This is a genomic window from Paenibacillus paridis (assembly GCF_006345825.1).
GTDB classification, from domain to species: Bacteria; Bacillota; Bacilli; order Paenibacillales; family Paenibacillaceae; genus Pristimantibacillus; species Pristimantibacillus paridis.
The window spans coordinates 84,494-106,662 of the sequence record NZ_VCIX01000089.1 but is presented as its reverse complement, the minus strand read 5'-3'; the positions used below and the strand labels follow the sequence as shown (position 1 = coordinate 106,662).

Sequence of the window (22,169 nt, the reverse complement as noted above, 5' to 3'; positions counted from 1 at the left end):
TACCATTTTAGAAGCAAGGGGGCCAGCTGGTAATGTGCATATCTAAGGCAATGATAGCTATTTTTACTTCATCTTATTTCTTGTCATCCTTCTTCAGCTCACTGGGGCTCATGCCGTAATATTTCTTGAAAATTTTGCTAAAATGCTCCGGCGATTCATAACCGACCCGCTCCGATATTTCGTATCTCCGCAAATCCGTATGAAGAATAAGCTTCCGGCTCTCCTCCATCCGAAGCTTGATGACGTATTCCCACAGGTTATAGCCCGTATCCTTCTTAAACAGATAGCTTAAGTAATTGGGACTGACATGGTTTTTCTGGGCAACCTCATGCAGTGTCAGCCCCTTCTGGGCAAAATTACGGTCAATATAGGCTTTGGATTTCTCGACGATCAGGCTGTTTTGCTCGCTGAGTTCCTCCGCCGTCGGGTCCTGCGTGTAGGTGCTCCAATTAAAGTCGCCGTAATAAAACACATAATGGTCGCGATGCTCCTTATTCCATAAAATCGCTTTGCGCGCCTGCTCGCCCAGCATTTCCATAAATGTGATGCCGCGCACGATCTGGCTAATGCCGATGACGCAGTGCAGCCCTAAATATTTGTGAATATTGTAGTAAAGGCTGCGCCCGATCATATCCAGCTGATTAATTTTGTTGACGCTCGACTCTCCGAATTCACTCTCATCCCATTGTAGGATTACGCTGATTTCCTGGTTAGGGGAATAGAAGGCTGAATGGTTCCACTCTTTGTCTAGAAGCTCGTTGGCAATGTTCAGAGCGGCATATTGCAGCAGCAGCGCATCCCTCGCCGGAATTTGGCGGTCCTTGACCGCTAGATTCAGCCGCAGCTTAATAACGGCAAAGTAAGGACCTGCCAAATTCACCGCATAGCGTTCATAGAGCAGCTTCGAAAGCTCAGCCGGTGTCTCCTCCTTGCCGGAGAGCAGCTGGTTAAACAGCTCCGTACGCCTTGGAAGAGGCTCCTCCATATGAAAATGCTCCTGCAGCTTCGACAGAAACTGATCCTCCGCTGCGGCAGGCTTATCCATTTTGAGCAGCACATTTCTCACCGAGTCGAGAAACTGGTCATTGTTCAGCGGCTTGATCATATAATCCTTCGCGCCAAGTCGGATCGCCATTTGGGCATATTGAAACGTCTCGTATGCGGAAATGATAATCGTCTGGACCCATGGCTTCAGCAGCTTTGCCTGGTGCATGAGCTCAATGCCGTTCATGGAACCCATCTGGATGTCCGTTATAAGCAAATCAATTTCTTCGATTCTTAAATAATCTAGTGCTTCATACCCGCTATGGGCAGTATATACATTAGCCAAGCTGATTCCCGATGCGGACAGCAGGCTGCTTAAGCCTTCACAAATCAATGGCTCGTCATCCACGATCAATATATTGTACATATCGATTCCTCCCGTTTCTCTCTCTTTCCGTTTACACCTGCTCATCATGGGTCGTTGGCAAAATAATCGTTACTACTGTACCGCCAGCTTCCCCGCGCTTATAGGACATCCCATACATATTGCCAAAATGAAGCTGGATCCTCTGTTGGATGTTGCGAATGCCATACCCCATCGCATGGTCTGGCTTGTCGCCGTTCAGCAGCCTCTCAAGCGTGCCATAATCAACTTCCTTATGCCCGTTATCCTCCACTTTAATGGTGACCCTCTCGCCTTCTACGATGGCGGAAATATGAATTTCGCCATCCTCTCCCATAAACTTGACCCCATGGATAATGGCATTTTCAATGAGCGGCTGAAGCGATATTTTCGGAATCAAAATCAAGCGTGCCGCATCCGAAATGCTCCAGGACACCTGAAACTCGTATTTGTAGCGCTTCTGCTGCAGGCTGACATAGGCAGATGCGTGCTCAAGCTCCTCTTCAAGAGGAATAAGCTCTCTTCCTCTGCTTAAGCCAATCTTCATTAGCTTCGATAAGTCCTTGATCATTTCCGCCGATTCCGTATTGCCCTCAAGCGAGCTCTTCCAATAAATGCTCTCCAGCGTATTGTAAAGCAGATGCGGATTAATCTGCTGGTAGAGCAGCTGCAGCTGCGATTCCTTCTGCTTGATGTCCATATGGTACTTGTAATGAATAAGCGCATTCAGCCTGCGGGCCATATCATACAGAGCCGATATAAGCACGCCTACCTCGTCATTTCTGCCTTTCCCAGGCGTCTCCGGCACCAGCTTCCCCGGCTCATAGGATCGGACAAACTGCGCCAGCCTTTGCAGCGGTGTCATCAGCGAGCGCCAGAAATAAACCATCACGACGCAGCCAAACAAAATATACGCCACGGAAATAAGCTGAATGACGTTTTTGAGCTCGCTCTGCTGCTTCAGCAGCGAGCTGACGGGAATTTGATAGATCAGCTTGTGGTCCAGAAGCCGGTTGTAATTGACCACATAAATATAATCCGACGTCATGATGTCAAAGCTGCCCTCGGCCTCCATCTCCTCGGCAATCTCCATTTCGGGCGGAAGCTCCAGTACCGAACCCATCAACTTGGAGTCCGTTGCGGCCAAGACGCGGTTCGACCAATCCGTGAACATAATTCTCCCGTCAGGCAGAGAGACGGAGCGGAGCGACTCCGCAATTTTCACATCCATTTTGGTTGCAACCAGCACACCAATGATACCGTTTCCATAAGTAACGTTGTTGACGGCGCGTATATAAGCTAGCGTGCTGGTTCTCGAGAGGCCAACATTGGAATCAATAATTTCCATATACCCCTTGCTCTTTAATTTTACAGCGTTATCGAACCATTCCGGCTTCTCCGAATCCGAGAAGAAGTAAACGCCGGTCTGTGTGAGCTGACGCTTGGGAGCGAAAAAATAATAATCATTCGGATCATAGATGTACAGCGAATAATAAACCGCTTCTCCTCCGTTGAGGGGGATTGAATTGCCTGCCAGCAGCTTGTCGACCTTATCGTACTTGCGCACCCGCTCGATGACGGAATCGCTCTCATCCGGGATGAGCTGCTGCGTAATCGGATTTTGAATAATCGTTGTCGTGATTTTGCTAATCGTGTCCATATCGCGTTTGATGACGGTGTAGTTTTGCTTGCTCAGCTCGACATAGGCGTTAGTGACATGGTTTTTAAGCAGATGCTCCGCTTTCATGTTGCCATAGGAATGCAACAAAAAAATCGGGCTTACCATAACGAGAAACAATAAAATTAATTGCTGCTTTACGTTCATTTTTGTCATCGGATTGCTGAGACCCGTTCGCATGCTTGCACCTCCGGCTAATATCTGTACTATAGCAAAAAAAAGAGCCATTCTGTGTGCTTATTTCTACCCTTTTCAAGTGGCATCGAAAGGGTAATCGTAGAAATGCACATACTTTATAGAAAGCAGTGCTTCAAGGACAAGCACGTCCCTGAAAGGCTAAACTTTCCTCTTCAAAGCAATCGAATACCGTCAACCGATGCACAAAAAATGCCGCTAATCAACATAATGTTGGTCAGCGGCACTTTGTAGCATTTATGTTAAGCAATGATGGATTTGATGTGAATATCCCGCTCCAAGCTTAAATCGAGGAAATAGTCGGCCAGCTTAATGAGAGGCGTCTCGATATTATGCGGATTGATATAAACAACCTCGCCTTCCCGCCCATCCGTAAGCAGCACTTGCTTGCCTACTAGCCGCTTCATCATATTTTCGATAAATAAAGAGATGATATGCGGGTCCAGCGCCCCGAACCGTCCTTGACTCATTTGGCTAACAATTTCATGGAAGGATAGAGGCTCATGATAAGGGCGTCTCGACGACATCGCATGAAAAATATCGGCTACCGCTACAATCGAGCTGAAGACGTCTATATTTTCTTTTTTCAAGCCAAGCGGATAGCCCTTGCCATCGACACGTTCGTGATGCTGAAGCGCCACCCGGGCAATTCGCATGCTCAGCCCGGTCGTTCCTTTAAGCAGCTCGTAGCCCAAAATCGTATGTTTCTTGATTAATTGGAACTCCACCTCGCTAAGCTTGCCCGGTTTGTTGAGAACCTCAAGCGGAAGCTTGATTTTGCCCACATCGTGCAGCGTTGCTGCCAAGGACAAGATCGACAGCTCAGAGTCGTCGAGGTTCATCCATCTTCCGATGAGCGTGGAAATGACGCCAACGCCAACGTTGTGCTGGTACACGTAATCGTCCTTCGCCTTCACCGCCTCAAACAACTCGAAGATATCGGGATTTTTGGAGAGCTGCAATATGGCAGGCAGCACTTCGTTACGAATCTCCATCAACGGAACCTTTCTGGATACCAAGATCGATTCGAACAGTTCCTTTGATATCGTAACCGTCTGCTGCACCAGTTCGCCCAGTTGAATGCTATTTTCCGCGACAGGCTTCTGATCCTCCGCAAGAGAGAGAGAATACAAATCTATCCGATGGTTAATTAGTATGTTTACGGACTCACGGGTGAGGACAGAGTCAGCCGGAACAATGGTAACGCCATATGCGTTCAAAATATCATGCTTCATCCTTTTGCCAATCAACTGCTCCATCGTTCCACTCCCTCGCACTAAATGTTTCCAACATTTAGTTTACCATAACTTAATCAGGAAGTAAGCGATTATATAAGAAATTACTATATTTAATAGAGAAACCCACTATTAACTTTCAGATAATTCAAGCCATAGCTCGAGCACCCCATTGAGCTGCTGCTGCAGCTGCTCGTTCGCGCTCCATAGCTCTGTTAGCCATTCATTATCCCCCTCTGCCGCCGCCTGCTCGATCTGCTTGCCCGAAACCGCTAACTCTGCCTCCAGCAAAGCGATTTCGCTTTCTAGTTGAGCCGGTGTACGGGACTTTTCCGGTTCCCTGATCGTCGGTCCCTTCGACTTGGCATATGGCTTGGGCTTCTGCTCCCGAAGCTCGCGCGGACTGGCAATCGGCGAAGCGCTCGGCAACGTAATTTGCGCATTTATCGCTTTCGCTTTGTAATCATCGTAATTGCCTAAATAGGTATAAAGCGTTCCGTTCCTTAGCTCCCACACCCGCGCTGCAAGCCGATTAATAAAATAACGGTCATGCGAAATAGCCAGTACCGTGCCTTCGAACTGCTCCAGCGCCTCCTCCAGCGCTTCGCGCGAGCTAACATCCAGGTGGTTTGTCGGTTCATCCAGCAGCAGCAAATTCGGTTTCCTTCGAATGAGCAGCGCTAGGCGCAAACGCGACCATTCCCCTCCCGAGAGGGATTGCAGCGGCTTGAATACCGCAGCGCCATAAAACAAATAAACCGCCAAGGCCTTCCTCGCCTCGCCTTCCTCAAGAGCTCCCTCCGTTCGGAAGAAATCGAGTACCGACTGCTGCGGATCCGGTATTTGCTCCTCCTGGGCCAAATATCCGATGCTCAGGCGCGCGCCATGAACCAGTTCTCCCCCATCCGGCTGCAGCTGTCCGAGCAGCAGCTTGAACAGGGTTGTTTTCCCTGATCCATTGTCACCCAGCAGCGCGACCTTCTCTCCATAAAACACGGTGCCTTCGGCATCCTTCAAAATATCCCGGCCGCCGAAGCGCTTATTAACGCCTTGAAAGGTGATCGCAATTCGGCCTGAACGCTCCTCCTGGCTCAGCTCGAATCCGGCAGTCCTTCGGTCAAGAATGGGACGCTTTAACAGCTCCAGCTTCTCCATCGCCCTGCGGATGGAAGCGGCCCGCTTGAAAAACTTCTCGTTTCCGCCAATCCGCCCCCACTCTTCCAACTGCTTGATTGTTTCTCTCATCTTCTTGAGCTGCTTCTGCTGCTCTTGAAACTGGGCGAATTGCTGAAGAAGAAGCTCCTCCTTCTCCTTCACATATCCGCTGTAATTCGTATGGAACGTATATGCGGCTCCATCCTCTAGCTCAATGGTCTTCGAGCTGACGCGATCAAGAAAATAACGGTCATGCGATACGATGACGCAGGTGCCTTCGTATTGGAGGAGAAACTTCTCCAGCCAGTCAAGGCCCTTTAAATCCAAATGGTTAGTCGGCTCGTCAAGCAGCAGCAAGGCGGGTCGCCCGATGAGCTGCGATGCCAGCGCAATCCTTGTTTTCTCTCCGCCAGAGAGGCTGCTGAAGCTGCGCGCATAATAGGAACGATTGATTTGCAGGCCTGTTGCTACCTGATCGATCGCGGCATCCATTTCGTAGCCGCCGCTTTGCTCGAATTTATTTTGTAAAAGGGAGTAGGCGCCCAGCAAGCGCTCCAAAGCGATAGAATCGGCTGACATGTCCGGACTCGACATCCGCTGCTCCATCACTTCCATTTGCTGCTTGCAGGCCATTAGCTCCTGAAAGCCATAAGCCAGAACACTATAAACCGTCAGCTCATCGAAGGCGGCCGGAATTTGCGGAAGGTAGCCGATCTCCAGATCCTTCTGAACGGTCAGCAACCCTTCGTCTACTTTCTCTTCGCCGGCGATAAGGCGAAGCAAGCTTGATTTGCCGCTCCCGTTGCGGCCGATCAGACCGATCCTCTCCCCTGTGTGGATTTGCATGGTAAGACCGTCAAACAAGAGATGGGCTGCGTGGTATTTCTTAATATCCTGTATATTAACAATAATCATAAGAGGAGCCTCCTGATGGATGAAGACCCTAACTTTGATACGCGTACGCATACGAGCGTTGCCGCGTACAGCGGCATATCATTCGTGTGGCTTGATGATAGAAAAACAGGCGCAATCGACTCATGGCCCGTGTTTTTCTATGCAAAAAAAGAGCCGCAGCAATAAAGCCTGCGGCCCTTCGGATGATCCAGCAATCCGTAGCGGTTAAAGTAGGCGTCTTCTCGCGAATGGTTTAATCGTATGAGCTTCATTGGACAGACTGATCCCGTTCGCGGAAAATGCATGAACAATGCCAGCCATAGCAATCGGCAGCCGGCTAATACGGTTATTGACCATTTCGTGATTCACCTACTTCACCTCCCTTTACATTCATTCCTATAAAAATAACATAAAAGTGCTTGTTGCTGCAATACCTTTTGCGGAGCCAGCTTGAGGTTCGCCCATTCTCATCACCGAATAAAGCTATGCCATCTTTCGTTTTCTTCATCTGTCATATGGCCGATCATGCTTGAGAAATCGACCTGTTGCTTAAAGCGTTCCTTGAGCAAATCAAACTGTGCGAAGGAGCCCGTGAATTTCTTCAACGAAGCAGAATTAGCTACGATCGCTAAATTTCCGATATCGTCACTGCCGTTAAGCTCCAATGATTTCAATTCGGGAAGCTCCGCTAGGGCAGAGATATCCTTTGCCGCCACCTGCTCCAGCTTCAGCTTTTCCAGCTTCCGATAGCCTGACAGAAAACGCAGGTCGGCCAAAGCCATATTTTTCAGATGCAAGGACTTCAAGCCGCTAAGCTCTCCCAAAGCCGAGATGCCGGCAAGGGCTTCCTCGTCTGCGCCATCCAGCTCCAGCTCGCGCAATTGTTTTAATTGCGACAAGGAGCGAAGCTGCTCCGCATTTAGGTCGGACAGTGACAAGGAACGAAGGCTCTTCACCTGCACCAGCGGAGCGTAATCGATCACCCGCGTATTCTCCAGGCCCAGCTCCTTTAAGCTCGGCAGATCCAAGAGAGGCGAAAGCTCTGTGACGTTGGTTTTAGCCAAGAAGAGCTGCTGCAAATGCGCCAAACCGGCAAGCGGTTTAATATCCGCAACAGGGTTGCCGTTCAAATATAGTTTTTTTAGCTGCACGCAGCCGCTTAAAGGGGAAATATCCACCAATTCGTTACCGCTCAATACCAGCTCTCGCAGCTCCTTGCACTGCCCAAGCGGAGCTGCATCCGATAGGCCTTCCCTAATCAAATACAGCTGCTTCGCCTTTAAGAATGCATCCAAGGACGCGGCTTTTTGGGCAATGAGAGCTCTCCAGCCATCATCCAGCGCTTGCTCCCACTGCTCCATCTGGCCCGCTTCGGGTATTTCCCGCAGATGGGCATGATACAGCGGCAAGGCTAGGGAGCGGACCGCGTCCAGAAAGTGTCCCGCTCCCTCTTCGCCGTACATCCAATACACCCATTCCTCCTCATCGTTAACTTTGAACCCGCCTTCTTTTACCGTATCCCGAATGAAACGCAGCATGTCCGAAAGCTGATGTGCAATGACGTATTTGGTTTCTTCGTCGCGGCCAAAGTTAATGACCTGACCCGCGATCCCCTGTTCGGCTGGTGCCATATCGATTCCAAGGTGGTTACCCCCGCCATCCTCGCTAATGGGCAGCCAGCCGCGGTTGATATATCTTTCCTTGATCCAGCCAAGCGGAACGGAATAATGGTTATCTTCCTCCCCATACTCCTCCTCCAAATCCGCCCATACCTGCCACTCGGCCGCTAATTCCTCCAAGCTCAGAAAGCGCAAGCCAAAAAACAGTCCCGGGCCCATTCGATCCTCGCCGTTATGAAGCAAATATAGCTCACGCAGCTCCTGCGGAAGCTGGATGCCAAGCATAGACTCTACACGAGCAATATCCGCTTCACTGGCAGGTCCCTGTAAGGATGCCTCCAATTGCGGAAGCTTATCTTTCAGCAGAGTCAGAATCTCGTTCAAATAGATAGAAATCGTCATCGTAGACACCTTTCCTTTCTTTGGACAAATCCTTAATTACACTGAATGTACCTAAAAAAGGTGACGGAAGCAAGCTCCCAAACAACCAAAAAAAGGCGTGTAAGACATAAGTCCTACCGCCTTCTTTTATAAGTTTTTTGATACGATAGGATGTGCGGTCCTTAGCGTCCTCTTTTTCGAAACAGCGATATAGGACTTGATTCTTATTCCATTTACAGGCCTTCGCTGCTCGCTATTTTAATTTTCGGTATCAAAAACAATCGCGCTTACGGCCTCGGCTTCCGCAGCTTCCGCGATGCCAGGATGCTCGCCAAGCCACGCTCCCTGATCGATCAGCTTCCGCTGCAGCTCACGGATCGGGACCGCACGAAATCCGCTGCCTGCTAAGGAAGCTATGGCTGCTGCTACCCCCGCCGCTTGCCCCATGGCAAAGCAGTTCGGCATGACGCGAAGCGAGCCTTGAACCGCGCGATCAGACGATACCGACCGGCCCGCGACGATAAGGTTTGATTTTCCTTGCGGCAGCATGCACCGATACGGAACGCCATGCGATTTGCCGCGCGGCAAATGCTTTACCTGCATCGTCGTGCTGGCGTTGGCCAAATGAATGTCGATAAAATAGGCATTGCGCGCAATATCGTCCTCGAATGAACGCATGGTCATAAAATCATCGACAACCAGCCGATAGTCGCCTTGAATTCTTCTTGTTTCGCGAATGCCGATCTGATCGCCTGAGTGAACAAGATGAATATGCTCAAAGCCCGGTACATACTTGCGTAAAAATTGGATTTGCTCCTTAATCAATCTGCGCCCTTCCATCGCAGCGCGGGTTAAATCCTCTGCTTTCGTACCGTCTATCCCAAAGACATGGCCAAAATTGAAGCCAACCGTCGTTTCCGTAATCCAGGCGAGTCCGGAAATTTTTTTCCGTCCGTCAGGCAAATCGCCGTTTCGTTGCGCCTCCATAACGCTGTTCTCGAGTGAGGGAGCCTGACCCGAAACCTGCAAAAATTGGTGAAATCGCGCCTGATCCGCTCCCGTCACCACATAACACATCGTTCCGGGCTGGAGCTCGCCCTGCTCGCCTCCCGACTGAAAGGGAACGCCTGCCAGCGCAGCAAGATCCGCGTCTCCCGAAGCATCAATGTACAGCTTGGCTTGCACAACCGATCGACCCGATTTATTGCTAATGACAAGGCCGCTTATGCGGTCCCCATCCAGCAGCACTTGATCGGCCACCGTATGGAACAACAGCTTCGCTCCGCTAGCTTGCACTTCCTCGTCGTAGACCAGCTTCAGCGTTTCCACATCGATTGGCACCCAATCCAGCTGATCCTTATAGCGAGCCAGGAAGCCCTCACCTGCTGCCTGCTTCATTTTCTCAAGCAGCTCAAGCCCAATGCCCCGTATAACTGGCTTCTCCCCATCGGTATAGGGGCAAAAAGCAGGCACCAGCGCCGCCGTCCCCATTCCGCCCAAATAGCCCCTTTGCTCGATAAGCAGCGTATCTGCTCCGTTTCGGGCTGCCGCGATGGCGGCGGCAATCCCGGATGCTCCTCCTCCCACAACGACGACATCTGGCGTATAACTGACAAAGAGCTGCTGCGGTGGCAATGTCACGACATGTTGTTGGTTATTCGTCATTGCTATCCCCTCCTTCTTGATGGGCATGATTCAACTCCGAGAGCATCATGAGGAGCAAGCCCTGGCCGTAACCTTCCATCCTGTCTTGGGCAATGACATGGTATTCACCCGGATGCTTCTGTACGGCAGTGCCTGCGGATACGCCTTTTAACGCACCGTTCCAATCGACAAATGCCAAGACGCTGCGCATCGCAGCATTCCCCATCTCCGAGAACTCGGCTGGGATAAGCCCTAGCCGGATGCCTTTGGCCGTGGCAAAGCCGATGCCGGCAGCCGCGGACGTCTCCAAGTAAGTCGCTGGCTCTGTCATCACCGTCGTCCATAAGCCAGACATATCCTGCGTTTGCTTTAATCCGATTAATTGCTTGTGCAGCGCTTTAGAAATAGGATCGCGCGCTTCATGCTGCACCGGGAGCATCTCCAGCAATTCAACGGCCACAATTGCGGCCCATGCGTTACCGCGCGCCCACTGGCAGCCAATCGTCCTCTTCAAGCCCTCATCCCAGCCGTGAAAATAAAGCCCGTTCTCCTGCTGCAAATGCTCAGCGTGAATCCTAAACTGCCGGATTCCCTCTTCGACCGCTTCCGGTCTGCCCAGCGCAAGACCGGCCTTCGCCAGAAACAAACCGGCCATAAACAACGTGTCGATCCACATTTGCCCTCCAAACGTTGTTTCGATTAAGGTATGCTCGTATGCTCCGTTCCTCAGCCGGATCGCTCTATTCAATAAAAAATCAATCCGAGCTTCAATCATTTGCTTGTATTCCGGTTTGCTTCTGCCCTCGTTTAGCTCCAGCAGGGCAAAACATGGGGCCGTAGCATTAATCGTGTCAAAGACGTTTCCCTTCGCGAGCTGCTGATCCATCCATTTTTCAATCCACTGTATGAGCCTCTCATCCTGTTTATTCCGCTTCCAGATCCCCGTCAATCCATACAGCGCCACGCCCTCGCTCCAATTCCATTCCAGCAGCGGCATGCCAAGCGTCGCGTCTATTACGCGATTCGTTATCCATTCCCGGCTTCTCGACACAGCTTTGTCTCCTTTCCTATTCCTCTTTTATAGCTGACGCGGCTCTAAAAATTGCTTAGATGTTAAAAAATCATCCATGATGGCAAGCGCCGTCTTCACTTGCTCGTCGGTAGCCGAATACCCATAAATAATGAACGCATGGCGAAGCTTCGGAAGCAGGACAAGCTCCGCCTCATTCCCGGCTTTAGCATAAGCATCATAAAAATGTGCAGCTTCCACTGGTTCCACCGTTGTGTCCTCAAGCCCATGCATAACAAGCATCGGAGGCTGGCCGACTGCTGCTTGGTATAACGGTGACAGCCGCTTCGCATACTCGTGCCGCTTGTTCCAATCATGAATCGTATGCTCTGCCTGTTCTTGTTCCTCTACAGCATCACCAGCAGCACCATTAAAAGGTACATAGCTTTTCCATTTACGCGTCAAGTCAACGATTCCGCTGCACATAACGATCAAGTCAGCCTTTGAAGAAATGCTCGTATCCTCATCCTCGCGGTCAAATTCATCCAGCATGCCAAGACCTGCCGCAAGATACCCGCCCGCCGAGTCGCCTGCCACAGCAATTCTGGCGGTATGAATGCCAAATGCCTTCGCATGGCTGCGAATATACCGCAGGGCTGTTTTACAATCTGTCAGGCAATCCACTATCGTTCGATTCGGTATCTCCGAATCATCTGAAGCCTCTGCTTTGGGCAAAGCTGTCAAAAGCCTATATTGTACACTAAAGGAAACGGCTCCCCGCTTGGCAAAATAACGGCACTGCGGAAGAAGCATCGCCGGCTCCCCGCGTTCCCAGCCCCCGCCATGTATCCACACCACAGCCGAGCGCAGGTCGGTGCTTTGCCAGCCTACAGGCTTAACCACAAGCAGTTCAAGCGAAACGCAATCATCCTGAAAGTAGCTGACCGTTTCCAGCGTATTTTCTTCATAACTGGTGCTCACCTCTATCCCTCCTTGCGTTCCGATTCATATGGCGGCAGCACGGCAAGCGTATCCTGTTCGAGCGGGTTATAACCCGAGAAGCCATACTCATGGTTACGAGGGTCACGGCGGAACCCTTCCTCCGGTCGCGGATCCCAATCCGTCAGCCCGCCCCATTCCGTACTGCGAGCAGGCGATGCCTTGCTCTCGCCGTTGCCGTTAATTGCTGCCACGCTGTATTCATAGATCGCCCCTTGTGTGACCTCGTAATCGGTATACGAGTCTAATTGGCCTTCGTAAACGAGACGCTGCCCCTCGTCTCCTTGCTCCTTCCGGTAGAGCCTGTAAGCAGAAGCACCCCCTACTTGCCCCCATTGCAGCAAAATGCCCTGATCCATACGGCGGATCCGCAGGCCATCCGGAATATCCGGCGGCCCATCGCTGCCATAGAGCGGATACTCCTCGCTCCAGCTCCCCGCATGATCGCTATTGCAGGCACGTACCTTAACGATATATTTACATCCGGCTTTCAAGCCGTTTACCTTGAGATGACTATCTGTGGTAGCTAGATGCTGCCCGCTAGCTTCATCCTCGGATGTGACGCATACTTCGTAGCCTTCAGCCGAAGGAACCGGCTGCCATTGCAAATATGCGCCCCCGCTGACAGCCGAAGCATTCAACTGCTTGACCTGTTCAGGTTCAGGCAAGAATGACGTCCATTCCCAGCGATGGCGGCCAGGGCTTAACTGAAAAGTGACGGTACCCTTCGATGCCGTATAGGAGTCTGTTCGAACTCCGTCTATATAAAGAGCATAATCCGCCAGCCTCGCAAGCGGCTCTCCCGAGCTCAGTTCAGCCTCTGCCATTTCGAATGCCTGCCATTCGCCAACGATTCGCTTCCCATCGATGATGGTCATCGCAAACCCTGTTAAAGGCCAGCCTGGCTGGTCCAAATCCCGCTTCAATACGATGGAATAGTCCCCGTAGCGAATCGATTGGCCGGCGAAGATTGCAAGCTCCGTCCTTCCCGTTTCTCCACAGCTGCGAATCAGGCCTGATTTTCCCTCAAAAGCAAGAGAGTCGGACTGAAATCGGATCGCTGCAGCTTGGCGAAATACATAATCCTTGCGGTTACCCCTATCAATTGCTGCACCGTAACAGGTTCGCTTTGCTTGCAGAGCTCCTTCTGCGAGGTGACTTACAACCGTTAGAAAATCCCCGCAGCCATCGTAATAACGGCCCTTCACTTTTGCTGCGGGATGGCTGTAATTAGGAGAGCTATCTGTTGGGGCCCTAAGCGCCACTTCCCTGCCAGCCGCACCCGGCAAGAGCTGAAGGATCTGAGGAAAGGCATCCTGCTCCTGCACGAACCATGAGAACCTGCCCTTCGTCTGCTGGTCCGCCACCTCGTCGTAAAGGACGATATAATCGCTGCCTGACACCGTCACGCTGCGCGACAGGTAATTCGGCCTCGCCTTGGTATCAGAGACAATTCTGGAATACTGCCCGAACGCAAAATCATAAACAGGCTCTGTCAGCTCATGGAGGCCTATGCCGCGAAAATCACGATGTTCGATTACGGCAAAGCTTGTGCATGCCTCTCCGTCACCGCGATTCAAATCGCCAACATCCTCCGGCCCATTGCTGCTATACCGCTTTCCGCCCGCATAATAATAGAGTACGCCGTTGCCTCCGTCGGAAGCTCTGCCCCAGCGATAATTCGGGCCAGCGTCCAATTGCTGCAGATGAACCGACATTTCGTCTGGAGTGCCCACAAAAGCGCGATGGACGATGCCATACCCCGTATAACTAGCCGTAGCAAGCGCAGGCTTAATGCCGTGATTTCCGCTCCAGCGCCCCTGAAGCATTTGCCGCCATGCCGCATCCTCCGGCTTCGCCTCAAATGCGGCGGCTTCGTCCTGCGTTATATGCAGCAGCTGTTCTCCAAGCAGCGGGTCATACCTCATAAGCATTTGTGCGAGGAACCTCAGCAAATAAGGAATGCCCTCCAGCCTTGAATGCGCCCCTTGCGGCGGGTAGGTCCGCTTCCCTTCTACTGGCGCGCTAACGGCATGCAGCATCCACTGCGCCAGCTCCTTAATGCGTGGATACAAAATCGGATTATCGCCACTATCGCCCAGCAAAATGGCCGTTTGCAGCATCGGCTTAAGCGCTGCCCACGTATAACAGCCTAAGTTTTCGGTCCAGCGCCCGCCCTGTGTCTGAAGGCGATCGACAGCCGGTCGAACATGGTATTTCAACTGGAGGGCCATAGCCTGCTCAAAGCGATTCCTCCACCTCTTCGCGTGGGGGTGCCGAGGATAAAGCGCAGCCATCATGCCGTGAACGGCCGCAACGTCAGCGAGAAAATTAGGGTGGCCGGCGAGCATATGACGGATCGGCATTACATTCTCGTCCTCATGTACATAAGCCATAAAGGCACTGGCTGCTTTGATCCGCTTGAACTGCTCCGCGGTCATCCCGCTTGCGGACAAATCGCATAACGGAACCCAGCGAAAAAAAGCTCTGGCGCTAACTGGATTCACATTTTCAATATCAACCATATTAGGGCATTCCTCATACGCGAGCCGCTCCATCCGCTCTACGGATGCCGGAAATGAAGGGGTCTGGGTAAAAAAGCGCGGATACTCGTTCTGCTGCTCCTCCCAGTTTAAAACCCAGTCCTTCACTTTATTTAAGTGCAGCAAGGAATACCATATGCGTCTGCGTTCGAAGTCCTTCATTCCGTAATTACGGCTTCCGTCACCTGCCACAAGCATAATCGCAGTTTGGCGCCGCCTGCCCGCAATCGGATAAGTGCATAGGCACTCTTCGCTGCCATCGATCTCTTCCGTATGGAAACGAACGGCCTGTTTCGTTGCTGCTCCCCAAAGCGCATATTGCCCATCGTCCCACCCTCCTGCGTCCAGCACGAACAGCCCGACCCTTGATGATGCCGAGCCAAAAGCAACCGTTTTCTCATGCCACCAGGAATTCCAATTGCGGTAAGGCAGCAGCACGGCCGGCCAGCTCCCGTCCGGTTTGAGATAGGCATCCGCCGCCTCTTCTCCCCGATTAGGCGAATAACGGCGTTCAAGCTCCCCAATGGACCAGCTCAGCTGAAGCTGAGGATTTCCAGCTACGTTATCATCGAACCCGGTCATTTCCTCATGCAGCTCCGCCATCGGGAGCTGTCCGTGCAAGAGCAGCCGCAGCAGGTAGGTGCGGCCATCCTGCCAGCTGCACGCGATTTCGAACTCAACAAACACCGGGCCTTCGGACAGGCAGCGCATCTGTACGTCTACCGAATCGCTGCTAGAGAAAAGAAGCACGCCTTCGCAGCGTGCCTCAGCCGCTCCCCCCTCATCTGCTTCAGCTATTACTGAGGCACTTTTTTGCAGCTCAAACAATCGGATTCTACATTCCGATCCTCCTCCGCCATCGCGAAAGGATGTAACTGGCTGATCATGCGAATTAATAAAAACAGCATTCCACTGAGCATTTGCAATCTCAAAGCCTGTTTCTGTCCGAACGGCCGCTGGTTCAGCTGGCTGCCATCCTTGAAGCGGCTCGGCCGCATATTCGATTTCAAATTCGCGCTTGCTTCCGTAAGGCAAATCCGCATAAAAGCAAACGGTCGCCGACTCCACGAATCCGTCTTGAATAACCGCGTCTACGAGTTGAAAGGTCACTTGCTCGACGCCGTCGCCTCGTTTCTCCCTTAACCTCAAGCTTGAGCGATGCGCTTGCCCCCGGGGAAATTGCACGGCATACCGCAGCAGTGTCAGCGGCCAGCCGTACTTAGGATGATTTAACTGATCCTCTAGCGCAATCGTCATGCTTCCCATGCCCAGCCTCCTTTGCCCCTGTTCATCACAAGCAGACCCGATGGATGCGGCACCGGGTCTCTTGATTTTTTTCGCCTCAGCTACTTCTTAATTTGCGCATACAGCTCATTAGCTTCTTTCTCCAACTGCTCACCGCCCAAATCATTCCACTGCTTCACAAAGTCATCGAAATAAGACACCGGCTTGTTGCCAAAAATAATCGCGGTATACGCCTCTACCTTCAGCTTGCTAAGATCGCCCCAGTAGGTTCCTGAGGAAGGCAGTACGCCTGATTTACCGAAGAGATCGGTTTTCGGAATCGAATTCAGCTTCAATAGCTCGAGATCCTGTTTGCTGGCGAATTTCTCATACAAGGCCGGATTGCCCTGATTGGCAAAGGCCGTCGTCATCCCTGCATCGCGCAGCCCTTCTGCTTGAAGCTTAGCGCCATCATCGAAGGGAGACAGCCTCTTCAAGCCGCTTTCCAGACCAGCTGCCGCATCATTGTAGGACCAGTGTTTGCCTTCCTCGCCCCATGCGAGCGCCTTGAAGGTTTCTTCATCGTTTTGAATCGTATTCATGATTTCCAATATTTTCGCCATCTTCTCCGGCTGGCCTTGCAATTGCTTGCCAAACGCCCAAATGTGGCCGCCAGTTCCCCATGCCCAGCCGTATTGGCCGCCCGGGCCCTTCGGAAGTTCGCCAAACGCAACGCTGCCCTCAGGATTTAATTGTTTGATTTTGCTGATCATGCTGTTTGGATTGGTTTCATCGAGCGCATTGGTAGCCCCCGAATCAAAGAATGCCACTTTGCCGTTCGCAAATTTCACGTCCAGCTCCTTGCCTGTTACGAATTCAGGATCGATATAGCCTTTCTTAAACCAATCCGCGAGCAGCGCAAGAGCTTCCTTCGCCTCCGGCTGAACCGCGCCGTTCACAATGCGTCCGTCTTTCTCCATCCACTGGATCGGCATAATGCCAAAGGCGCCAAAAATGGAATGAAACTGGTTGTAATCGGAGTTTCCGTAAGACGTGATGCCATAGACGCCGATGGCCTTTAATTTTGCAAAAGCATTCTCGTACTCTTCCAACGTAACGGGAATAGATTCTACGCCGGCTTTCTTTAGCAGATCGTCGCGCCAGATTTGCTTCGAATTGTATTGGCCCGTATAGTAGACGGTCGGAAGGCCATAGTTCGAGCCGTTGTAATTAGAATAATACCAGGCCTGCGGCGCAAAATCGTTTAATACCTTAAAGGAATCGGCCGCATGCTGCTCGATTAGCTCCTTCGGTACCTCCGCAATAAGGCCTTGCGCTGCATAACGATTAATGTCCTGCGGGTCCGGTACGTAGAAGACATCCGGAATATCGCCCGAGCCGAGCAAAATCCGCTGTTTATCCATATAGCCGTCCTGAGGATTCAAATAGGGCTTGATTTTAATATTGAATTTCTTCTCTATATATTGCTGGGCATAGGAATTCTCGACGAGATTGCCCGGAAGCGGCATCCAGCTGATCTCCATCGTTTCCGCTGGCGGCGTCTTCTCCCCGTTATTCTGGCCCGGTTCTGCTGTCGCGCTTTCCTTCGGTGAGCTCTGCGGCTTATCGTTAGATCCCGAACAGGCGCTCAAAATCGCTATGAGCATCATCACTGTAATTCCAATCAACCCCAATTTCTTTGTAGACATCCCCTTATTCTTCATCCTGCAAACCCTCCTAGTTTTCATATCGCTATGGAATCGTAAAGCATCTCTATCCTTTAACCGAGCCAAGCATGATACCCTTCACAAAAAAGCGTTGAATGAAGGGGTAAACGAACAAAATAGGAAGCGAAACGATCATAATGGTTGCCGCCTTCAGCGTCTCCGGCGTGTAGTGCGACGGGTCAAGCAGCGTTTCGCCGGGCGTCAGGCTTGCGTTCTCCAGCACGGTTCTGCGCAAAAACAGCTGCAGCACCTGCTTGGCCGGATCGTTAATGTAAATTAATGCGTCAAACCATGCATTCCAATGGCCAACAGCCGTCCAAAGGGACAGGACTGCCAGCACAGGCACGGACAGAGGGAGCATGATCCGCATAAAGATCGTCAGCTCGCGGGCCCCATCCATCCGCGCCGACTCGATAATTTCCATCGGTATAGCTTCAAAGAAATTACGCAGGATAATGACATTGAAAGCGCTAACAGCACCGGGCAGTACAAGCGCCCATACGGTATCGATCAGGTAAAGCTGCTTGATGAGCAGGTAGCTTGGAATGAGCCCCCCGCTAAACAGCATGCTGAATACGAATAGAAACGTAATGAACTTGCGATGCGGAAAGGTCCGTCTGGATAACGGATAAGCGACCATCGATAGAACGATAATGACAAGGACAACTCCAAGCGCCGTACGAATGATGGTGTTGCCGTAAGCTTGCCACAGCATCGGGTGCTCAACTATTTTGGCATAGGCTTCAAAGGTCGGGGCCCGCGGGAAAAAGTGCAGCGATACCCGGGCCGCTTCCGCTGGCGTGCTAAGCGAAATCGTCAGCACATACATAAACGGATACAACGTGCATAAACCGAGCAGCAGCAATACGATTATGTTTAAAAAATCAAAGGCCTTCTCGCCTTTTGTTGCCTTAATCACCTGTACTCCTCCTCACCATAACCCTTGGTCCTTGTCATACCATTTCACTAAAGCGTTTCCAATTAATACAAGAGCAAGCCCCACGAACGATTTGAAAATGCCTGCCGCCGTGCCAAGCGAATAATCGAGGCTAAGCAGCCGCCTGAGCACGTACGTGTCCAGAATTTCCGCGACATTCGACGTCGTTGGCGTCATTAAATTGTAGATTTGATCAAAGCCTACGGAAAGAAACCCGCCAATGCCAAGCAGGAACATAATGATGACCGTTGGCATGATCGAAGGCACCGTAATGTACCATATTCGCTGCCAGCGGCTTGCCCCATCCACGATGCCCGCATCGTAAAGCGTAGGGTCAATAGCCGACAACGCTGCAAAGTAAACGATCGATCCCCAGCCAATGCTCTGCCATACGTCGGAGACGACAACAATCCCGTAAAAATATTTCGGATACAGCAGCCAGCTGACCGGCGAGAATCCAAAATATTTTAATAGCTGGTTTAGGCCCCCGTCCATGCTTAGGAATGCAAACAAGATGCCGCTCAGAATCACCCATGAGAAGAAATGAGGCAAATAAGATACCGTTTGAATAAGCTTTCGGAAAAAAAGGACGCGCACTTCATTTAAGAGCAAAGCCAAAACAATTGGCGCGGGAAACACGATGACCAGCTTTAATAAAGAGATAATGACGGTGTTGCGCAGTGCATCCATGAAGCCTGGCCCCGTAAACAAGCGTTCAAAATGCTCCCAGCCCACCCAAGGGCTTGCCCATACGCCTTCCAGCAGCTGATAGTTTTTGAATGCAATCAGCAGCCCGTACAAGGGTACGTAATGAAACAGGACAAACAATAGGAAACCTGGCAAAAACATAAAGATTAAGCTTTTGTGCAGCTTATACGACCGCCATAATCGGCTTGCTGTGGAAGCTTCACGGTGGTCGTGCAAGGCGGCTGCCGGCTGCGGCATTTTACCACTCCTTCTTCTGTGCTCGGTTAGTTGCGATTCGGCAAGCCCGTTATTGTAATGGCTCGGCGTCGATTCGGTAAACCCATCGTAGAATGAAGCGGATTCCAGTTCAATAATCAGGTTTTGAATGTTGATTCGCGCCCATTATGGCGCGGCTGAGCGGTATTCGCCCGGCGTGCAGCTCTCCAGCTTCTTGAACACTCGGATCAAATGCTGGGCATTGGCGTATCCAACTTCTTTGGCGATTTGTGCAATCGTCAGCTCCGTCGTATTCAGCAGACCTTTCGCTTTGTCCACCCTGAACCTCGTGACATAATTAATAAAGGTGTCTCCGGTCTCTTCCTTAAAGATCAGGCTGACGTAAGAGGGGTTCATGTTCAATTCTTCCGCAAGCAGCTGCAGCGATAAATCCTGCGCGTATCGCTCCTCGACAAGCCTGAACGTTTTGCCAACGATTTCTTCCTTCCGCTGTCTTCGCGAAGAATGAATCAAACGGATGATCGGAGGCACGATCTTTTGCTCGAACCAAAATGCCATTCGGCTTTGTTCATCCAGCTTAAAGAAATCATCATAGGGATTCGTTCCCTGAAACACGAGGCTTAGATCCTCTTCATATTCTTGCGCCAAACGAATCATCGCAACAAGCAGCTGCAAATAATACGTCTTGGTCATGTGGAACGGTAGCGAGTGCCGCGTAATTTCGGACATAAACCGCTGCAAGGCGCTTGGTATGGCCGATGTATCCCCTCGGCGTATTTGGTCAAGCAGCTCTTCTTCAGCAAAAGAAGGATAGCTCACCAGCTTGTTCGTGAGCCCTTCGCTTGTGCCGCCAGCAAGCACCTTGTCGCCAAGCTTTAACCAGTTCAGGCGCAGCGCGCGAAGCGCTTCATGATAAGACACCGATAGCTCCCGGAACTCCGCAACGCAGCGGCCGGTTCCTATCGTGACCGTGTGGCGGGTAAACCGTTTGATCTCTTCCCTGATTTGCTCAGCCGCTTCCTCCACGAATGTTCCGCTCGCTCTTGCTGGCAAATTAAATATAACGATGACATGGTCATGGGTAATGACCGTTTCCACGCGGTATTTTTGCGCGAATAATTCATTAATAATATTGGACGCCGCAAATAGGAATAACGGAAGATCCTGCTCCGAGAACCGGGCATCGCTAACCCCCGTATCCATTTCCACAATATGCACCGCAAATAACGGGTCCTGAAACAGCTCAAACTCCTTGTTATACCGCTCTACGAGCTTGTCGAGCGAGCTCATGTTGCCAACGATTGCCGACAGCAAATAATGCGCTCTCAGCAGCGGCAGCTGCTCCTTCCAAGAAGCGCGCACCTCCACGACCTCGTTCATTAAATGGGCGATATTGTCTGCTATGTACTGCACTTGTCCGGTATAGTCATGCTGCTGGAGCCTTGTGCCGCGTTTACTTCCGGATGCTCCCGAATCAAATAGCCCGAGCAGTCGCTGAATGCCCCTTTGCAGCTTGGAGAAGCTGAAATAGGCCGTTATTAATGCAAGCAAGGACAAGATAGCGGTGCTTATGATAATGACCCGCTTGAGAAGAAGCGTATTTTGGCTGACGGAATCCACGGGGATGAGCATCGCATACACCCAGTCATGGTCTTCCGATTTTTTGAACGTCACGAACAGCTCCGGCTCGAATAGTTTATAGGTTTTCTTGTCCCATTCGCCGTCACCGGCTTGCAGCTTCTCCTGAATAACCGCTGCGAGCTTCTCTCTGTAGGAATCATTCAAAGGCATGCTGCCTTCCTGGGCAATGATCTCCTGCTGCCCGTTGAATACGAGAATGGAGCCCTCGGCCCCTTCCGGCATATGGCCGATCAAGCTGCGCAAATAATCTTGTTTCATATTGACCAGCAGCACAGCCTTGGCTTCTGAATAAAGAATAGGAAGCAGCCGGGCATGGGTAATGACCTTGTATTCCTGTTTCTCCAAACTGACAGCAGTCCTTGGCGCAATCCAGAAGCTTTGCAGCTTATTCTCCTGAGCTTCCTTAATATAGGGCAACCATGATAAGTCGCTGTAATACCCATTTTCCAGAGAAAACATGCCGCGAGACGAGATAATCATATTTTGGTCAACATGGAAAAAATCAACCGAGTCCACCCCATTGACGGAACCAACAAACGCGTTAAGGTCGCTCTTCAAGTCATTGCTGGTAACGAGTGTACCGAGACCGGGAGACTGCTTGATTTTGGTTAAATTAATGAGATTCGTCTGCATGGCCAGCTGCGTCGTAAACTGCTCAATCTGGGCAAGGGCCGCATCCATTTGCAAGCTCATTTGGTTCATGACGGTAAAAGAGGAACGGTGTGTCTCGGATTTAACGATATCCGTACCCATGACATAAACAAAGGTACCGAATCCGATAACGGGGAGAATGGAAAGTAACAGAAGAACGGTAATCATGCGCAGACGCCATATTTTCTCGGTCCATAATTGATGAATGGTTTGCAATGGCCTTCCCCCTCCAATCATCGGAAAGTATACAGGATAACCGATTATAAATCGATGATTATTTCTTGAAAATGCCGCATAGCTTTGGGATTCTAATGCTTACAGGGAAA

15 protein-coding genes are annotated in these 22,169 nt (G+C 51.1%); 1 reads left to right on the top strand and 14 read right to left on the bottom strand.

From position 1 onward, the window contains the following. Window positions 1-73 precede the first annotated feature (73 nt). The 4 genes from FJQ58_RS18935 to abc-f all read right to left on the bottom strand — a co-directional run bounded on the left by FJQ58_RS18935 (window position 74) and on the right by abc-f (window position 6,565). Window positions 74-1,411 (bottom strand): response regulator, encoded by a 1,338-nt coding sequence (locus FJQ58_RS18935; RefSeq protein ID WP_139996234.1) that lies wholly within the window; start codon window positions 1,409-1,411, stop codon window positions 74-76. Between the two features lie 31 nt (window positions 1,412-1,442). Next, window positions 1,443-3,245, bottom strand: a complete 1,803-nt coding sequence (locus FJQ58_RS18930; protein ID WP_139996232.1) for a sensor histidine kinase — start codon at window positions 3,243-3,245, stop codon at window positions 1,443-1,445. Window positions 3,246-3,502: 257 nt separating this feature from the next. Then, window positions 3,503-4,519 carry an HD-GYP domain-containing protein gene (locus FJQ58_RS18925; protein WP_139996230.1) on the bottom strand — a complete coding sequence of 339 codons (1,017 nt, stop codon included), beginning with the start codon at window positions 4,517-4,519 and terminating at the stop codon, window positions 3,503-3,505. 108 nt (window positions 4,520-4,627) lie between these two features. Further along, the gene (abc-f, locus tag FJQ58_RS18920) at window positions 4,628-6,565 is read right to left on the bottom strand and encodes a ribosomal protection-like ABC-F family protein (protein ID WP_139996228.1); all 1,938 of its coding nucleotides are present in this window, start codon (window positions 6,563-6,565) and stop codon (window positions 4,628-4,630) included. Between the two features lie 15 nt (window positions 6,566-6,580). Here abc-f and FJQ58_RS32380 point away from each other — a divergent pair, with 15 nt between their 5' ends. Then, the gene (locus FJQ58_RS32380; RefSeq protein WP_162341592.1) at window positions 6,581-6,730 is read left to right on the top strand and encodes a hypothetical protein; all 150 of its coding nucleotides are present in this window, start codon (window positions 6,581-6,583) and stop codon (window positions 6,728-6,730) included. 39 nt (window positions 6,731-6,769) lie between these two features. On the opposite strand, the gene FJQ58_RS32600 is transcribed toward FJQ58_RS32380, so the two are convergent. From FJQ58_RS32600 to FJQ58_RS18875, 10 genes are all read right to left on the bottom strand, one after another. Further along, window positions 6,770-6,913 (bottom strand): hypothetical protein, encoded by a 144-nt coding sequence (locus FJQ58_RS32600; RefSeq protein ID WP_202915293.1) that lies wholly within the window; start codon window positions 6,911-6,913, stop codon window positions 6,770-6,772. 101 nt (window positions 6,914-7,014) lie between these two features. Next, window positions 7,015-8,565, bottom strand: a complete 1,551-nt coding sequence (locus FJQ58_RS18915; protein WP_238404169.1) for an SMI1/KNR4 family protein — start codon at window positions 8,563-8,565, stop codon at window positions 7,015-7,017. Window positions 8,566-8,802: 237 nt separating this feature from the next. Next, complete coding sequence (locus tag FJQ58_RS18910) at window positions 8,803-10,209, bottom strand: FAD-dependent oxidoreductase (RefSeq protein WP_139996226.1); 1,407 nt, start codon at window positions 10,207-10,209, stop codon at window positions 8,803-8,805. Continuing rightward, a complete protein-coding gene (locus FJQ58_RS18905; protein WP_139996224.1) occupies window positions 10,199-11,239 on the bottom strand; it encodes a glycoside hydrolase family 88/105 protein in 1,041 nt (346 codons plus the stop codon). The genes FJQ58_RS18910 and FJQ58_RS18905 overlap by 11 nt, the downstream gene beginning before the upstream one ends. A 27-nt stretch (window positions 11,240-11,266) precedes the next feature. Continuing rightward, entirely contained in the window at window positions 11,267-12,178 is a 912-nt protein-coding gene (locus FJQ58_RS18900; RefSeq protein ID WP_162341590.1) for an alpha/beta hydrolase, read from the bottom strand. Window positions 12,179-12,180: 2 nt separating this feature from the next. Next, a complete protein-coding gene (locus tag FJQ58_RS18895; protein ID WP_139996221.1) occupies window positions 12,181-16,005 on the bottom strand; it encodes a fibronectin type III domain-containing protein in 3,825 nt (1,274 codons plus the stop codon). Between the two features lie 80 nt (window positions 16,006-16,085). After that, window positions 16,086-17,687: a type 2 periplasmic-binding domain-containing protein gene (locus FJQ58_RS18890; RefSeq protein ID WP_139996219.1), complete on the bottom strand. Its 1,602-nt coding sequence runs from the start codon at window positions 17,685-17,687 to the stop codon at window positions 16,086-16,088. A 49-nt stretch (window positions 17,688-17,736) separates the two neighbouring features. After that, window positions 17,737-18,609: a carbohydrate ABC transporter permease gene (locus FJQ58_RS18885; RefSeq protein WP_139996217.1), complete on the bottom strand. Its 873-nt coding sequence runs from the start codon at window positions 18,607-18,609 to the stop codon at window positions 17,737-17,739. 12 nt (window positions 18,610-18,621) lie between these two features. After that, complete coding sequence (locus FJQ58_RS18880; protein WP_139996215.1) at window positions 18,622-19,572, bottom strand: ABC transporter permease; 951 nt, start codon at window positions 19,570-19,572, stop codon at window positions 18,622-18,624. A gap of 144 nt (window positions 19,573-19,716) precedes the next feature. Next, window positions 19,717-22,059 (bottom strand): helix-turn-helix domain-containing protein, encoded by a 2,343-nt coding sequence (locus tag FJQ58_RS18875; protein WP_162341588.1) that lies wholly within the window; start codon window positions 22,057-22,059, stop codon window positions 19,717-19,719. Window positions 22,060-22,169: the final 110 nt, after the last annotated feature.

Coding starts and splice junctions, on each gene's coding strand:
- FJQ58_RS18925 (WP_139996230.1), bottom strand. CDS start 4,519: ATGGAGCAGTTGATTGGCAAAAGGATGAAGCATGATATTTTGAACGCA.
- FJQ58_RS18890 (WP_139996219.1), bottom strand. CDS start 17,687: ATGAAGAATAAGGGGATGTCTACAAAGAAATTGGGGTTGATTGGAATT.
- FJQ58_RS18895 (WP_139996221.1), bottom strand. CDS start 16,005: ATGGGAAGCATGACGATTGCGCTAGAGGATCAGTTAAATCATCCTAAG.
- FJQ58_RS18910 (WP_139996226.1), bottom strand. CDS start 10,209: ATGACGAATAACCAACAACATGTCGTGACATTGCCACCGCAGCAGCTC.
- FJQ58_RS18880 (WP_139996215.1), bottom strand. CDS start 19,572: ATGCCGCAGCCGGCAGCCGCCTTGCACGACCACCGTGAAGCTTCCACA.
- FJQ58_RS18915 (WP_238404169.1), bottom strand. CDS start 8,565: ATGACGATTTCTATCTATTTGAACGAGATTCTGACTCTGCTGAAAGAT.
- FJQ58_RS32380 (WP_162341592.1), top strand. CDS start 6,581: ATGGATGAAGACCCTAACTTTGATACGCGTACGCATACGAGCGTTGCC.
- FJQ58_RS18930 (WP_139996232.1), bottom strand. CDS start 3,245: ATGCGAACGGGTCTCAGCAATCCGATGACAAAAATGAACGTAAAGCAG.
- FJQ58_RS18935 (WP_139996234.1), bottom strand. CDS start 1,411: ATGTACAATATATTGATCGTGGATGACGAGCCATTGATTTGTGAAGGC.
- abc-f (WP_139996228.1), bottom strand. CDS start 6,565: ATGATTATTGTTAATATACAGGATATTAAGAAATACCACGCAGCCCAT.